This window comes from Streptosporangium sp. H16 (assembly GCF_051918855.1).
GTDB lineage: Bacteria > Actinomycetota > Actinomycetes > Streptosporangiales > Streptosporangiaceae > Streptosporangium.
The window spans coordinates 17,590-33,209 of the sequence record NZ_JBPXMD010000005.1 but is presented as its reverse complement, the minus strand read 5'-3'; the positions used below and the strand labels follow the sequence as shown (position 1 = coordinate 33,209).

Annotated in this window: 13 protein-coding genes; 7 read left to right on the top strand and 6 right to left on the bottom strand. The window is 72.2% G+C overall.

Features of this window, described 5'->3' with window-relative positions:
- The 4 genes from ACTOQ2_RS10145 to dxr all read right to left on the bottom strand — a co-directional run bounded on the left by ACTOQ2_RS10145 (nt 1) and on the right by dxr (nt 5,301).
- Nucleotides 1–843, bottom strand: coding sequence for a GNAT family N-acetyltransferase (locus ACTOQ2_RS10145; protein ID WP_440071148.1), 843 nt, complete (start codon nt 841–843; stop codon nt 1–3).
- Nucleotides 844–903: 60 nt separating this feature from the next.
- Nucleotides 904–2,511 (bottom strand): alpha/beta hydrolase, encoded by a 1,608-nt coding sequence (locus ACTOQ2_RS10140; RefSeq protein WP_440099397.1) that lies wholly within the window; start codon nt 2,509–2,511, stop codon nt 904–906.
- Nucleotides 2,512–2,914: 403 nt separating this feature from the next.
- A complete protein-coding gene (ispG, locus tag ACTOQ2_RS10135) occupies nt 2,915–4,081 on the bottom strand; it encodes a flavodoxin-dependent (E)-4-hydroxy-3-methylbut-2-enyl-diphosphate synthase (RefSeq protein WP_362834450.1) in 1,167 nt (388 codons plus the stop codon).
- Nucleotides 4,082–4,116: 35 nt separating this feature from the next.
- Nucleotides 4,117–5,301 carry a 1-deoxy-D-xylulose-5-phosphate reductoisomerase gene (dxr, locus tag ACTOQ2_RS10130; RefSeq protein WP_440082923.1) on the bottom strand — a complete coding sequence of 395 codons (1,185 nt, stop codon included), beginning with the start codon at nt 5,299–5,301 and terminating at the stop codon, nt 4,117–4,119.
- A gap of 224 nt (nt 5,302–5,525) precedes the next feature.
- Here dxr and ACTOQ2_RS10125 point away from each other — a divergent pair, with 224 nt between their 5' ends.
- Entirely contained in the window at nt 5,526–6,638 is a 1,113-nt protein-coding gene (locus ACTOQ2_RS10125; RefSeq protein WP_440099396.1) for a trypsin-like serine peptidase, read from the top strand.
- A gap of 53 nt (nt 6,639–6,691) precedes the next feature.
- The gene (locus ACTOQ2_RS10120) at nt 6,692–7,750 is read left to right on the top strand and encodes a trypsin-like serine peptidase (RefSeq protein ID WP_440099395.1); all 1,059 of its coding nucleotides are present in this window, start codon (nt 6,692–6,694) and stop codon (nt 7,748–7,750) included.
- A gap of 36 nt (nt 7,751–7,786) precedes the next feature.
- Here ACTOQ2_RS10120 and ACTOQ2_RS10115 read toward each other — a convergent pair whose 3' ends face one another.
- Nucleotides 7,787–9,214 (bottom strand): aldehyde dehydrogenase family protein, encoded by a 1,428-nt coding sequence (locus ACTOQ2_RS10115; RefSeq protein WP_440099394.1) that lies wholly within the window; start codon nt 9,212–9,214, stop codon nt 7,787–7,789.
- 210 nt (nt 9,215–9,424) lie between these two features.
- On the opposite strand from ACTOQ2_RS10115, the gene ACTOQ2_RS10110 reads away from it, so the two are divergent.
- Complete coding sequence (locus ACTOQ2_RS10110; RefSeq protein WP_440099393.1) at nt 9,425–10,060, top strand: TetR/AcrR family transcriptional regulator; 636 nt, start codon at nt 9,425–9,427, stop codon at nt 10,058–10,060.
- An 84-nt stretch (nt 10,061–10,144) separates the two neighbouring features.
- Here the strand turns inward: ACTOQ2_RS10110 and ACTOQ2_RS10105 are convergent, their stop codons facing one another.
- Nucleotides 10,145–11,641: a PucR family transcriptional regulator gene (locus ACTOQ2_RS10105; protein WP_440099392.1), complete on the bottom strand. Its 1,497-nt coding sequence runs from the start codon at nt 11,639–11,641 to the stop codon at nt 10,145–10,147.
- Between the two features lie 85 nt (nt 11,642–11,726).
- Here ACTOQ2_RS10105 and gabT point away from each other — a divergent pair, with 85 nt between their 5' ends.
- The 4 genes from gabT (at nt 11,727) to ACTOQ2_RS10085 (ending at nt 15,601) form a co-directional block, all read left to right on the top strand.
- A complete protein-coding gene (gabT, locus tag ACTOQ2_RS10100) occupies nt 11,727–13,079 on the top strand; it encodes a 4-aminobutyrate--2-oxoglutarate transaminase (protein ID WP_440099391.1) in 1,353 nt (450 codons plus the stop codon).
- A 245-nt stretch (nt 13,080–13,324) separates the two neighbouring features.
- Complete coding sequence (locus ACTOQ2_RS10095; RefSeq protein ID WP_344920498.1) at nt 13,325–13,567, top strand: hypothetical protein; 243 nt, start codon at nt 13,325–13,327, stop codon at nt 13,565–13,567.
- Between the two features lie 430 nt (nt 13,568–13,997).
- Nucleotides 13,998–14,351, top strand: a complete 354-nt coding sequence (locus tag ACTOQ2_RS10090; RefSeq protein WP_362834476.1) for a YciI family protein — start codon at nt 13,998–14,000, stop codon at nt 14,349–14,351.
- The gene (locus ACTOQ2_RS10085) at nt 14,348–15,601 is read left to right on the top strand and encodes an RNA polymerase sigma factor (RefSeq protein ID WP_440099390.1); all 1,254 of its coding nucleotides are present in this window, start codon (nt 14,348–14,350) and stop codon (nt 15,599–15,601) included. The genes ACTOQ2_RS10090 and ACTOQ2_RS10085 overlap by 4 nt, the downstream gene beginning before the upstream one ends.
- The last annotated feature ends 19 nt before the right edge of the window (nt 15,602–15,620 follow it).

The window sequence follows — 15,620 nt, the reverse complement described above, 5'->3', positions numbered from 1 at the left end:
TCAGAAGAGCACCGACATGAAGGTGCCGACCTCGACGAAACCGGCCCTGCGGTAGGCGGCCCTGGCGGGGGCGTTGTAGTCGTTGACGTACAGCGACACCACCGGGGCGAAGTAGTCGAGCGCGTGCTTGATCACCGCGGCCATCCCCGCCACCGCGTGGCCGCGGCCGCGCATGTCGGGGTGGACCCAGACGCCCTGGATCTGGCAGGCGTGCGGCGTCACCGCGCCGATCTCGGCCTTGAAGACGACCTTGCCGCCCTCGATGCGGGCGTAGGACCTGCCGATCCTGATCAGCTCGGCGACCCTGGACCGGTAGAGGGCGCCGCCGTCCCCGAGCTCCGGGGAGACGCCCACCTCCTCGGTGAACATCGCCACGCAGGCCGGAAGCAGGATGTCGAACTCGTCGGGCCGGACGCGGCGCACCAGCGGGTCGGCGGGGACGGGCGACGGCTCGCCGATCACCATGACCGGCTGTGCCCAGCGGATCGCGCGGGCGGCCCCCCAGTACGGCTCCAGCCGCTCCCAGAGCACCTCCACAGCGTCCGCCGGGCCGACGATCGAGGAACAGCGGCGGCCCTGCTTGCGCGCGCGATCGGCGAAGGCGTAGACGGCGTCCGTACCGGCGTTGACCGGAACCAGGTTCGCCCCGGCGTAACAGATGGAGGTCAGGCCGCCGCGCGGCCCGAACCCCCACATCTGGCCACCGAGCCTGGCCGGATTGAGCCCGACCGAACGGACCCTGGAGGCGACGAAGACATTGCCGACGGGGTCGGTGTCGAGAAGCGCCAGGACCTCGTCTCGATCGTTGTCGTCGAGCACGCGCGACGCCGTTGTGCGCAGCATCACGTGCTCAGCCTACGCGACCCCCTCGAATTTGGCAGGAACCAACACAGAGCCTCTCATCTACCTGCTTTGGTCACCTCGTCCTGCCGTGTGCCCGGCGGGTACGCGGACGGTCGCGGGGGCGACCACCGGTACGGGCGCGGGAATTCCGGGGCACCGGGCGTCCGGCGTGCCGGAGCCCTGGCGACCGCCGGGAAGGGTGCCCTCCCTGAGGTAGGCGGCCAGGCGACGGTCGACGCAGGCGTTCCCGTTGAGCGCGACCCCGTGGTTGCCGCCCGGCACGGCCAGCAGCCGGGAGCGGTGGAACATGGCGCGCATCCGCACCGCCCCGGCGTACGGGGTGGCGGCGTCGCGCTCGCCCTGGATCAGCAGGATCGGCGGCAGCTCGGCGTTGTCACGGATCTGCACGGGCCTGCCCGCCTGCTGCGGCCAGAACGCGCACGGCGCGTTGTACCAGGCGTTGGGCCAGGTGAGGAAGGGCGCCTTGGCGTTGGCCTTGGTCATGTCGGCCCGCCAGCGCGCCCAGTCGCGCGGCCAGGCGGCGTCGCGGCACTGCACCGCGAGGTAGACCGCGTAGCTGTTCTCGTCCTTGGCGTCGTTCACCGCGTGCTTGCGGTAGGTGTTGACCAGGGGGGTCGCCTCGCCCTTCTTGACGTAGGCGGAGAAGGCCTTAGCCAGCTGCGGCCAGACGGCGTCGGAGTAACCGCCCAGGGTGTAGACGTCGTCGAGCTCGCTCGGGCCGACCACCCCTCCGGCCGGGCGGTCGCCCAGCCGGTCCCGCATGGCGTTCCAGGCGAAGGAGACCGCCCTCTCGGTGGCGCCGAGCCGGTAGACCGGGTTGTGGCGGGCGATCCACTTCAGGAAGTCCTCGTGCCTGTCCTGGAAGGCGATGCTCTGGTCGAGGTTCGAGCGGTACCAGATGCCGCGCGGGTCGACCACGCTGTCCAGGACGAGCCGCTTGAGCCGGTCGGGGAAGAGCGTCGCGTAGACCGCGCCGAGGTAGGTCCCGTACGAGTAACCCAGGAAGCTGATCTTCGACTCGCCGAGCGCGGCCCTGATCACGTCCATGTCCCTGGCGGAGTTCTCGGTGGTCATGTGCGGCAGCATCCAGCTCCACCGCTCGCCGCACGCCTGGGCGTACTTGCGGGCCCGGGCGATCAGCACGCTCTCGTCGCGCCTGGTGACCGGCACCTGGTCGGGACGGGGCGCCTGGTAATACTTCTCGGGGTCGACGCACCTCAGCGCGGGCTCGCTCGCCCCCACCCCGCGCGGGTCGAAGCCGATCACGTCGAACCGGTCGGCCAGGCCTTCGGGAAGCCCCGCCGCGACGCCCCTGACCAGGTCCCGGCCCGACGCCCCGGGACCACCCGGGTTGACCAGCAGCGCGCCGAGACGGTCGTGGGTGGCCTTCCCCCTGATCCGGTTCAGGGCGATGCCGATGGTCTGCTGCGGGTTGGCGTAGTCGAGCGGCACCCTCACGGTGGCGCACTCCATCGGGTTGTCGACCCGTCCGGCGGGAGCGGGCACCGCCCCGGTCACCGGGGTCGCCCCCTCGCAGGGCCCCCAGACCAGCTCCTGTCTCTCCTGGGCCACCGCCCCCTGCGGCACCCCCACCGCCGCGGCCAGCATCGCGATGCTCGCGGCGATCCCGACGACCCTCTTCTTCACTGTGTGATCCCCCTACTCGTACGGCAGAGGCGATGGTCTCCCGGGGGCGGCGCGATCATCCGGAACACAGCCGAATGCCTGGCAAAGTGTAGTCAGATGATTGCTAAGTGTAATGACGCGAGGTCCGGGCGAAGGCCCCGCGCGGGGGCGCCACGAAAGGACCGGCCCACCCCGGTGCGAGTCACACGCGGGGGCGTCGCGGAAGAGCCGGCCCGTCCCGGTACAGCTCACGCGCGGGGACCTCGCGAAAGGCCCGGCCCTCCCCGGTACGGATCCGGTGGAGGGGAGGCCGTCACACGGAGCCGCCCGCACCCCGGAGCGATCCCGGGGGCGGGCGGAAATCCCTCCGGCCGCCCGGCAGGGCGGCCTGAGGGACCAGAGGATCGAGCGGCCGGGCGAGCGGTCAGCTGACGACGACCTGGGGACCCGGGGCGTCGTCGTCGAGGTCGACCTCCACGCCCATCTCCTCGGCGAGGCGCAGGGCCTCCTCGATCAGGGTCTCCACGATCTGCGACTCGGGGACGGTCTTGATGACCTCGCCCTTGACGAAGATCTGGCCCTTGCCGTTGCCGCTCGCGACGCCGAGGTCGGCCTCGCGGGCCTCGCCGGGGCCGTTGACGACACACCCCATCACCGCGACGCGCAGCGGGACCTTCAGCCCTTCGAGCCCCGCCTGGACCTGCTCGGCCAGGGTGTAGACGTCGACCTGCGCGCGCCCGCAGGAGGGGCAGGAGACGATCTCCAGGCCGCGCTCGCGCAGGTTGAGCGACTCCAGGATCTGGTTGCCGACCTTGACCTCCTCGACCGGAGGAGCCGACAGCGACACGCGGATGGTGTCGCCGATGCCCTCGGCGAGCAGGGCGCCGAACGCGACCGCGGACTTGATCGTGCCCTGGAAGGCCGGGCCCGCCTCGGTGACGCCGAGGTGCAGCGGGTAGTCGCACCGGGCGGCGAGCAGGCGGTAGGCCTGGACCATCACGACCGGGTCGTTGTGCTTGACGGAGATCTTGATGTCGCGGAAGCCGTGCTCCTCGAACAGCGAGCACTCCCACAGCGCCGACTCCACCAGCGCCTCGGGGGTGGCCTTGCCGTACTTCTGCAGGAGGCGGGGGTCGAGCGAGCCGGCGTTGACGCCGATCCGGATCGGCACGCCGCGCTCGCCGGCCGCGCGCGCGATCTCACCGACCTTGTCGTCGAATTTCTTGATGTTGCCGGGATTGACCCGGACCGCCGCGCAGCCCGCCTCGATCGCGGCGAAGACGTACTTCGGCTGGAAGTGGATGTCGGCGATCACCGGGATCTGCGACTTCCTGGCGATGATCGGCAGCGCGTCGGCGTCGTCCTGGGAGGGGACGGCGACGCGGACGATCTGGCAGCCCGAGGCGGTCAGCTCGGCGATCTGCTGGAGCGTCGCGTTGACGTCGGCGGTGACCGTGGTGGTCATCGACTGGACGGAGACCGGTGCGTCCCCGCCCACGGGGACGGAGCCGACCATGATTTGACGGGATATGCGTCGCTCGGCGATCGGCCTGGTCCTTACGGACGGGATTCCGAGAGCAACAGAAGTCATTTTCAGCCCTTGAAGAGTCGACGACACTCATCAGTCTAGGCAGTCCCAGTGAGCTCGCGTGCCCGTATCCGCGCCCAGGAGTCGGCATCGAGGACCTCGGCCACCGAACCGGCCTCGGTCACGGTGTGCTCGGAGACCACCGCCGCCACGGTGTCGACGATGCCGGGGAACGGCAGGCGCCCGGCCATGAAGGCCTCGACGCAGACCTCGTTGGCGGCGTTGTAGACGGCCGGGGCCGTGCCGCCGGCCTCGCCGACCCGCCGGGCCAGCGCGACGGCGGGGAAGGCCTCGTCGTCGAGCGGCTCGAACGTCCAGGTGTGGGCGGTGGTCCAGTCGACCGCGGGGGAGGCGTCGGCGACCCGCTCGGGCCAGCCGAGGGCGAGCGCGATGGGCAGGCGCATGTCCGGCGGGCTGGCCTGGGCGATGGTCGAGCCGTCGACGAACTCCACCATCGAGTGGATGACCGACTGCGGGTGGACGACGACCTCGATGCGGTCGAAGCCGATGTCGAAGAGCAGATGGGCCTCGATGACCTCAAGGCCCTTGTTGACGAGTGTGGCGGAATTCACCGTGATGACCGGCCCCATCGACCAGGTGGGGTGGGCGAGGGCCTGCTCGGGGGTGACGTCCGCGAGGTCCGCGCGCGACCTGCCGCGAAAGGGCCCGCCGCTCGCGGTGACGACCAGGCGGCGCACGGCGGAGGCGTCGGGGCCCGTGGGCCCCGCGGCCCACAGGCACTGGGCCAGCGCGGCGTGCTCGGAGTCGACCGGGATCAGCTGGCCGGGTTTGGCCAGGCGCTTCACCAGCGGCCCGCCGACGATCAGCGACTCCTTGTTGGCGAGCGCGAGCACCCGGCCGGCCTCCAGCGCGGCCAGCGTGGAGGTCAGCCCCAGCGCCCCGGTGATGCCGTTGAGGACGACGTCGGCGGGCCAGGCGGCGGCCTCCGCCACCCCCTCGGGCCCGGCCAGCACACGCGCGCCCACCCCGTACGCGGTCAGGGCCTCGCGCAGCTCCGGCACGGCGGAGGGATCGGCGACGGCGACCACGTCGGGCCGGAACTCGGCCGCCTGCCTGGCGAGCAGGTCGATCCGGCCGCCGTAGGCGGCCAGCGCGGCCACCCGGAACCTGCCGGGGTTGCGGGCGATGACGTCGAGGGACTGGGTCCCGATGGACCCGGTCGAGCCGAGCAGGACGACGGAACGGACGGTGTCTGGCTGCACCGCCCCATTCTCCCGGCTCGGACCGCGCTGTCGAATCGGCCGTACCGGGCCGTACCCCTCATGATCAGGCTGGATCATGGCGAAAATCTGTTAGGCGTGGAACACGGGATAAAAGTCAGTATTTAAGTCCGAATTTCGTCATATCAATAGTTGTAAAGCCTGAGAAATGCGTACGTACGGCGCACTAGCTTCCCGGAACAGCAACAGGCCCTCGGGAGGTACATATGCGGCGCAAGGCACGGCTCGTCCCTATTCTCACCGCCATCGCGGGAAGCGCCCTGCTCTCCACGACGATCGCGCACGGCGCCACGGCGGACGCCGGCGCGGGCGCCACAGCGGGCACGGCGGGCACGGCGGGCACAGCGAGCGCGGCGGGCGCGGGCGGCGTCACCTCGGCACGGGCCGTTCCCCAGCCTGTCGAGAAGGAGGCGGCCGACACCAGGAAGGAGCAGCAGACCGTCCAGCGCTACTGGACCGAGGCGAAGATGGAGGCGGCCAAGCCGCTCGCCGCCCTCGTCCCCGAGAAGGACGGCGCCCGGCTCACCGCCGGGGCGATCGCGGCGCAGGCCGCGGCCGACCCCGTCTCCGTCCCCGCGACCGAGCCCGGCGGCGACACCGTCACGGCCCTCAAGGGCTCGGCGGCCGCCCGTGCCTCCACCGGCGCGGCGTGGACCCGCGGCGGGGCGATCGTCAAGACCGCCGGACGCGTGTTCTTCACCTACCAGGGCCGCAATGCCTCGTGCTCGGCGAACGCGGTGACCAGCGAGAACAAGAGCACCGTGATCACCGCGGGGCACTGCGTGCGGATGGGCGGCGCCTTCCACGGCAACTGGGTGTTCGTGCCGGGGTACGAGAACGGCGACCGGCCGCACGGCACCTGGGTGGCGACCACCCTCTACACCACCCCGCAGTGGAACAACAGCGAGGACGTCAACTACGACGTGGCCTCGGCCGTGGTGGCCCCGCTGAACGGCAGGTCCCTGACCGACGTGGTCGGCGGCCAGGGCGTCTCCTTCAACCAGGCGCGCCGCCGGCAGATGCACTCCTTCGGCTACCCGGCGGCCGCACCGTACAACGGCTCCAGGCTGATCTACTGCGCCGGGCGGGCGTTCGACGACTTCCTGATGTCCCGCGACATCGGGCTGAACTGCAACATGACCGGCGGGTCGAGCGGCGGGCCCTGGTTCCTCGACTTCAACGAGAGCACCGGCCTGGGCACCCTCAACTCGGTGAACAGCTTCAAGTACGCCTTCGCCACCGGCTGGATGTTCGGCCCCTACTTCGGGACCGAGGCGCAGGCCGTCTACGAGGCCGCCCAGACCACCGGCGCCCCCTGATATTCACCAGAAGTAATCACAAGAACACCCCTCGTAGTGCAAACTCGGGTTTCATGACCTCAAGCCTCCCCCTGCTTGCGGCCGCCCCGCTCGTCGCCGGGTTGCTGAGCGCCCCGGCGACCGGCGCGACGGCCACCTGGCAGACGGCCACCGCGTCGGCCACCACGTCCGGGCAACGGGCCGTGAAGACCCTCGTCACACCCCTCACCCAGAGAACAGGCGCGACGTCCGGCATGCCGGACGTCGTCGGGCACGCGACCGCTCTCACCGCGTCGGAGCGGGAGCGCGTGCTCGGTTACTGGACCCCTCGCCGGATGGCCTCGGCGCTCCCCGTCGACCGGCTCGCCAAGGTCACCGGGATGCTCGGGCGGCTCTCCGCCGCCGGGCGGGGGGTCACCCCCCGCCGGAGCCCGCACGGCGCCGCGTCCCGCACCGCGGGCGCCCGCTGGACCTCCGGCGGGGCGGTGGGGCGCACCACGGGGCGGGTGTTCCTCACCATCAAGGGCAGCGACTTCGTGTGCTCGGCCAGCTCGGTCAGGAGCGCCAACAAGGACCTGGTGGTGACCGCCGGCCACTGCGTCAAGGACGGCACCGGCGCCTGGGCCGACAACTGGACCTTCGTCCCCGGCTACAGCCAGGGCCGCCGCCCGTACGGGCAGTACACCGCGCGCCGCATGTTCGTCGCGGGCCCCTGGTCGCGCGAGGGCGACGACAGCCACGACATCGGCATGGTGGCGGTCGACACCAGCGGCGGCAAGCACCTCGGCGACGCCGTCGGCGGCCAGGACATCGCCTTCGGCGCCCCCCGGGGACGCCTCGCCAGCGGTTTCGGCTTCCCCGCCGACTCGCCCTACGACGGCGAGCACCTGGTCTACTGCGCGGGCCCGCTGCGCGACGACCCGAACGGGCAGACCGGCGACCAGGGCATGCGCTGCGACATGACCGCCGGATCCAGCGGAGGCCCGTGGCTGAGCGGTTTCAACGCCTCCACCGGCCGCGGCACGATCGTCTCGGTCAGCAGCTTCAAGTACAGCGACGACCGCCACACCATGTACGGCCCCTACTTCGGCGCCTCCGCCAAGGCCCTCTACGCCACCGCCTCCGCGTCGTGACCCCGGCGCGGAGGCGGCGCTGAGGCGCGGCCGGTTCTAAAGGGTCAGGCCGGTGAGCACCATGACCTTCTCGTAGGTGAAGTCGGCGATGGCCGAGCGGAGGCCCTCGCGGCCGACCCCCGAGTCCTTCACCCCTCCGTAGGGCATCTGGTCGGCACGGTACGACGGCACGTCACCGATGATCACACCGCCGACCTCGAGCTCCCGGTTCGCCCGGAAGGCGTTGTCGAGGCTGCGGGTGAACACCCCGGCCTGCAGCCCGTACCTGGAGTCGTTGACCGCGGCGAACGCCTCGTCCACCCCCGACACCTTTTGGACGACCATCACCGGGCCGAAGACCTCCTCGCGGGAGACCTTGGCGTCGGCCGGCGCGTCGGCGAGCACGGTCGGCGCGAAGGTGGCGCCGTCGCGGGTGCCGCCGGTCAGCAGGCGGGCCCCCGCCGAGACGGCCTCGCCGACCCATCGCTCCACGCGCTCGGCGGCCTCGGCCGACACGAGCGGGCCGACCTGCGTCTTCTCGTCCGCGGGGTCACCGGTGACCAGGGCCTCGACGGCCGGGACGAGCCGGGACACGAAGTCGTCGTGGACCGACTCCTCGACGATCACGCGCTGGACGGCGATGCAGCTCTGACCTGCCTGGTAGTTGGAGAACAGCGCGATCCGCGAGGCGGCCCAGTCGAGGTCGGCGTCGGCGAGCACGACCGCGGCGGCGTTGCCGCCCAGTTCCAGGGTCACGTGCTTGCGCGGGACCCGATCGATGATCGCGTACCCCACGGGGGCCGAGCCCGTGAAGGAGACGACCGGCAGGCGCGGGTCCTCGACCAGCGCGGCGGCGCGGTCGTTGGACACCGGGAGCACGGAGAACATGCCCTCCGGCAGGTCGGTCTCGGCCAGGATCTCGCCCAGGACCAGCGCGGACACCGGCGTCGCGGGGGCGGGCTTGAGGACGATCGGGGCCCCGGCGGCGATGGCGGGGGCCACCTTGTGCGCCACCAGGTTGAGCGGGAAGTTGAACGGGCTGATGCCCAGGATCGGGCCGTACGGGACGCGCGAGACGTAGGCGAGGCGGCCGGCGGAGGCGGCCTCGGTGTCCAGGCGCACGGTCTCGCCGCCGAGGCGGCGGGTCTCCTCGGCCGCGAACCTGAAGGTGGAGACCGCGCGGGCGACCTCGCCGCGGGCCCAGAAGATCGGCTTGCCGTTCTCGGCGGTGATCAGGGCGGCGATCTCGTCGGCCCGCTCGGCCAGGCGGCGCGAGACGTGCGCGAGAGCCTCGGCCCGCACGTGGATCGGGAGCGCGGCCGCCTGTTTGCGCACGGCCGCCGCCGCGGCGACGGCCTCCTCGACCTGGCCGTCGGTCGGCACGGAGCAGACGGCGACGACGCGGCCGTCATGCGGGTTGGTCACGGTGAGCTCGGCCTCGCCCGTGGCGGGGCGTCCGGCGAGCCAGAAGGGGCGCACGTCCATGTTCCGACGCTATGTCACCGGCGCGGAAGCGGCCTTGCTCCACTCCGCACAACAGCCCCGTGGCGGCACACCGTTCCGCATAAAACCCGCCCCCAACCCCTGTAACGAAAACAGGGGTATTCGGGGATATTCCTTACAGGTGCCGGTTTGAAGGATCCCGGGCGTGGCTAAGTCACCGGTTGGACGATGAGAGTGGAAGGGCGTGGGCGCATGACCTCCTCGGCGCCGCGCGGCCTTCAGGGTGCCTATCTGATCGGTGAACGGGCGTCCCAGGACCAGCTTCGCGCCAGGCTGCTCGACGTCGCCAGCCAGTTGCTGGTCACCGTCGGGCCTGAGAGCCTGTCGATGCGCCGCATCGCCACCGAGGCGGGATGCTCGACGACCGTCATCTACACCATGTTCGGCAGCAAGGAGGGCCTGGCCGAGGCACTGTACCTGGAGGGCTTCGAGCGCTTCCGGCGCCGCCTGGAGGCCGTCCCTTCGCGCAAGGACGCGCTGGAGCACCTCATCGCCCTGGGCCCCGCCTACCGGGAGGCCGCGCTGAACGAACCCGGCTACTACGCCCTGATGTTCGAGCGCGCGATCCCCGGCTTCATGCCGAGCGAGCGGGCCAGGACCCTCGCCCGCGCGGCGCTGAACATCGTCGACCGGGTGATCGCCGACTGCATCTCGGCCGGGTACATCGTCCCCACCCAGCCCAGGAAGATCGCCGACGCCGTGTGGGCCGCCGCCCAGGGCGCGATCAGCTTGGAACGTGCCGGGCACCTGCGCGACGGCAACACCTACGACACGGTCACCTACGCCGTCATCTCCCGCTACCTGGTCGTCGACCGCCACCGCTCCTGACGGCGCCCTCCGGACGGGGCCGCCGACCACCCCTGTCCCGCCCCCATCCCGACGGACCCCCTCCCGGGGACTCGGGCGCGCCCGTCACCTGGCGACGGCCAGGGCGACCCAGAGCTCGGCGCGGACCGCGGGATCATCGAGGTCGCGGCCGACCAGCTCCGCGACCCGGCGCATGCGGTAGCGCAGGGTGTGGCGGTGCACCCCGAGCCGCTGCGCCGCCGCGTCCCAGTGGCCGTTGCAGTCCAGGTAGGCGCGCAGGGACCCCAGCAGGTCCGCGCGCGAGCCGTACGCCCTGAGGGGGGCGAGCAACGCCGAGGAGAACGCCTCCGCCACGCCGGGGTCGAGCAGGGAGAGCAGTCCCTGACCCGCCAGGTCGGCGAAGCGCACCACCCGCGCGGTGCCGCGCCCGGCCGCGGCGAGCGCCCGGTCGGCCTGGTCGAGCCCCGCGCGCAGGTCGCCCAGACCCACCGGATCACCGACGCCGACGAGGCCGTGCTCGCCGAGCGCCGCGGCCACGGCACCGGCCCGCGAGGCCGGGACCAGCAGGACCACCCTGTCACCGTCGATGTCACCGTCGGCGTCACCGTCGGCCGCCGCGAACTCGCTCCCGGCGGCCTCCAGCAGCGCCTCCGGCTCGCCGGCGCAGGCGACCGCCACCAGCGGCCCGTCGTCGAGCCGCTCCCCCAGCCGTTCCAGCGTCTCGCGCCCGGCGTCCGCCTGCCCGGCCAGCAGCAGCCGCAGCACCGCGGAGCGGACCCGGCGCTCGGCGGCCAGGTGCTCCCCGCCGTGCTCGACGGCGAGCGTCAGCAGGGACGCGGCGGCGTTGACCACGGTGTGCGCGACCGGGGTGAAGGACCGGCCGATGCCGACGGCGAGGAATCCCCTGACGCGGCGGGCCCCGAGGGGGCGCACGATGACGTGCTCCTCGGGCGAGGAGAGGGCCACGCTCGCGGGAGCGCCCTGGCTCGTGATCCTTCTCAGCCGCTCCAGCTCGGGGCCGAGGTCTCCGGCGGCCGCCGCCGCGCCCCTGCCCGCCAGGTGCCGTACGGTCCCCGCCTCGTCGAGCAGGATCGCCCAGCCGCCCAGCTCGCGGGCCAGGCGGTCGATCACCGCGCGCGGGCCCTCCGGGCGCAGCGCGGCGCGGGTGAGGCGACCCTGGGCGGCGAAGGCGTTGCTGAGCTCGTCGTACTGCTCGGCGGCGATCAGCTCGCTGACCGTCTTGCCGATGGCGACGAACGGGGTGTCGCGCGGCACCTCGACCAGCGGCAGCCCGGCCCGCGCGGCGGCCTCGACCAGCGCCTCGGGGATCGTCTCGTGTCCGAGCCCGACGCCGAACCCGAGCCCGGCGACCCCCCTGGCGACCAGGCGCTCGACGTAGGGACCGGCGTTGCGGGCGTCCAGGCGCATGCCCGTGGTGAGGACGAGCTCGCCGCCCTCCAGGAACGGGGTGGGGTCCTCCAGCTCGCTGACCGCCACCCAGCGCACCGGCCGGTCGAGCGCCTCCCGCCCGGCGAGCACGACGAGCCCGAGCGGCAGCCGTCGTACGACGGTGTTCAGCGTCGGCGCCACCACCACCCCCATTTTGTACGTTATGTCTATTATGCTCTCTGCAATTTTGCCATAGTGCATCATCGGCACACCGGCATTCGCGACATAGCTTCACATCATGAGCACCGTCACCGAGGGCGGCCCCTCGCTTCCGCAGGAGCGCCGCCTCGTCACCGAGATTCCCGGCCCGAGGTCCCGCGAGCTGCTCGCGCGCAAGCAGGCCGCCGTACCCCCGGGCATCGGCACCACGCTGCCCGTCTTCGTGACGCACGCGGGAGGCGGTGTCGTGGTCGACGCCGACGGCAACTCGCTGATCGACTTCGGCTCCGGCATCGCGGTGACCGGCGCCGGCAACTCCGCCCCGCGCGTCGTCGAACGGGTGCGCAGGCAGGTGGCGGACTTCACCCACACCTGCTTCATGGTCACGCCGTACGAGTCGTACGTGCGGGTCGCCGAGAAGCTCAACGAGATCACCCCCGGCGACCACGAGAAGCGCACCTTCCTGCTCAACAGCGGCGCCGAGGCCGTGGAGAACGCGGTCAAGGTCGCCCGCCACGCCACCGGCCGCCAGGCGGTCGTCGTCTTCGAGCACGGCTACCACGGCCGTACCCTGCTGACGATGACGCTGACGGCCAAGAACATGCCGTACAAGCACCGCTTCGGCCCGTTCGCCCCCGAGGTCTACCGGGTGCCGCTGGCCTACCCGTTCCGCTGGCCCACCGGCCCGGAGAACTGCGCCGAGGAGGCCGCGGCCCAGGCGATCGACCAGATCACCAAGGAGATCGGCGCCGAGAACGTCGCCGCCGTGGTGATCGAGCCCATCGCGGGCGAGGGCGGCTTCATCGAGCCCGCCAGGGGCTTCCTGCCGAGGATCCTGGAGTTCTGCCGCGCCAACGGCATCGTCTTCGTCGCCGACGAGGTCCAGACCGGCTTCTCCCGTACCGGCCACCTGTTCGCCTGCGAGGACGAGGGCATCGTGCCCGACATCATCGTCACCGCCAAGGGCATCGCGGGCGGCCTGCCGCTGGCCGCCGTCACCGGCCGCGCCGAGATCCTCGACAGGGTCCACGTGGGCGGCCTCGGCGGCACCTACGGCGGCAACCCGCTCGCCTGCGAGGCGGCGCTGGGCGTGATGGAGAGCATCGAGGCCGACGACCTGACCGGCAGGGCCCGCCGCATCGGCGAGACCATGCTCCCCCGGCTGCGCGCCATGGCGGAGCGGAACCCGATGATCGGCGACGTGCGCGGCCGGGGCGCCATGATCGCCATCGAGCTGGTCGTCCCCGGCACCAAGGAGCCGCACCCCACGGCGGCGGGCGAGATCGCCAGAAGGTGCCACGCCGAGGGCCTGGTCGTGCTGACCGCGGGCACGTACGGCAACGTGCTGCGCTTCCTGCCGCCGCTGGTCATCCCCGACCACCTCCTGGAGGAGGGGCTCGCGATCCTGGAGAAGGCCGTGAACGAGGTCTGATCGTTTAGAACGCACCAAAAGGGGCACCCGGCTTGATGCCGAGTGTCCCTTTTGCCGTTATGCGGCTCGCATGTAGGCCGTGATTTAACCCCCGCTTGACATCCGCCACAGCGATCACGGGCTGCGACCGCGTTATAACGGTTCCGATAAGAAAGTGCGCGATCAACACAGGAAACGTGTCGACGTCCTCCCCGCGGCCGAGCCACGGGAGAAAACAAGGGGTCACCACGCTGGAGGTATTTAGCATGAACTGGGGGCCGCCCAGAACGGCACACGTCACGATGACCTTCGATCCGGAAGGGCTGACCCGCACCCAGCGTGAGGGCGACGCCTGCGTGGCCTGCCACAAGAAGTGGCCCCGCCCGCGGATCAGGATCGGCCGCCTTCCCGACGGCACAGCCCTCTTCGCCTGCCCGGAGTGCGCCGACGCGCTGCTGCCGCAGCAGGACGACACCCGCTCCCTTCCCCGGCGCGTGGCCTTCTTCTGACCTTCCCGAACTTCTGAACTTTCCCTGACGCCGAACCTCCCCGGACCGCCGGTGCGGGCCCGCGGGCCCCGCGCCGGCCCCGCGCCGGCCACGAGACCGGCTCACCCGACGGCCCCCCGCAAGCGATCCGCCCGGCGATCCACCGGAACCGGCTCACCCTGCGGCCCGCCTGAGACGTCCCGCCCGGCAGCCCATCCGAAGCGGCCCACTCCGGTAGTTTCTCCACATCGAGGCATCGGAGCAGCGGAGCGCGCCCACACGCCCGGAATCGAGCCGCCGTACGGCCGGGAACGGCACCCGCACCCCCCGGGGGGCGAGAACCCTCCCTCCCGCGCGGACGGATGTCGAGACCGGCTCCCCCGCTCCGACATGCCTGTGAGAGGCGCCCGCACCGGGTGCCGCGAGCACGAGGAGCGAGACCGTGAAGTACATGCTGCTGATCTACAGCAACACCGCGATCTGGGAGACCCTCTCCAAGGAGGAGCTCGACGGCCTGATGGGCGAGGCCGACGCCCTCATGAAGGAACTCGCCGACTCCGGGGAGTGGGTCGGCGGGGAGGCGCTGGCCGATCCGTCGCAGACCAGGACCGTGCGGGTGCGTGACGGCGTCCCCGCGACCACGGACGGGCCGTTCCTGGAGGCCAAGGAGCACCTGGCCGGATACTGCGTGATCGACTGCGAGACCCCCGAGCGGGCGGCCGAGATCGCCGCGCGCTGGCCGGACGCACGGCTGTGCGCGATGGAGGTACGGCCGATCATGGACGGGGCCGGCACCGAGGCATGACCGTTTCCGCCGAGGCCGAGGACCTGCTGCGCGAGCTCGCGCCGCAGGTCCTCGGCGTGCTCGTCCGGCGCTACGGGCACTTCGACGCGTGCGAGGACGCGGTGCAGGAGGCGCTGCTGGCCGCCGCCCTGCAGTGGCCCGAGCAGGGCCCGCCGGACAACCCCCGAGGCTGGCTGATCACGGTCGCGTCCCGCAGGCTGACCGACGAGCTGCGCAGCGAGTACGCGCGCAGCCGCAGGGAGAACATGGTCGCGGCGCGGGCGCCCGCCGACGAGCTCCTGTCGCCCGCCGCCGACGCCGAGCAGGCCGGCGGGCAGGACGACACCCTGACCCTGCTGTTCCTGTGCTGCCACCCCGCCCTGACCCCCGCCTCGCAGATCGCGCTCACCCTGCGGGCCGTCGGCGGTCTGACCACCGCGCAGATCGCCCACGCGTTCCTCGTCCCCGAGGCGACCATGGCCCAGCGCATCAGCCGGGCCAAGCAGCGGATCAAGAGCACGGCCATCCCCTTCGCGCTGCCTCCCGAGCCCGAGCGGGCCGAGCGGCTGCGGGTGGTCCTGCACGTGCTCTATCTGATCTTCAACGAGGGCTACACGGCCACCTCGGGCCCGGACCTGCAGCGCCGCGAGCTGACCGGCGAGGCGATCAGGCTCACCCGCGCGGTTCACGGGCTGCTGCCCGACGACGGCGAGGTGACCGGGCTGCTCGCCCTCATGGTGCTCACCGACGCCCGGCGGCCGGCACGCACCGGGCCCGGTGGCGCGCTCATCCCGCTCGCCGAGCAGGACCGCAGCCTGTGGAGCGGGACGTCGATCGCCGAGGGGGTGGCGCTCGTCACCGGCGCGCTGGCGCGGGCCCCGCTCGGCCCGTACCAGCTCCAGGCCGCGATCGCCGCGGTGCACGCCGAGGCGGTACGCGCGGAGGAGACGGACTGGCCGCAGATCCTCGCGCTGTACCGGCTGCTCGAACGCCTCGCCCCCAACCCGATGGTCACGCTCAACCACGCCGTCGCGCTCGCGATGGTGCGGGGCCCGAAGGCCGGGCTCGACCTGCTCACGACCCTGGAGGGCGACGACCGGATGGCCGGGCACCACCGCCTGCACGCGGTGCGCGCGCACCTGCTGGAGACGGCCGGTGACCGCGAGGCCGCCCGCGCCGGCTACCGGGAGGCCGCGCGCCGCACCACCAGCCTCCCCGAGCAGCGCTACCTGGAGGGCAGGGCCGCCCGGCTGGCACGGCCGGAACCCTAGGCGGCCTTTACGAAGTAAG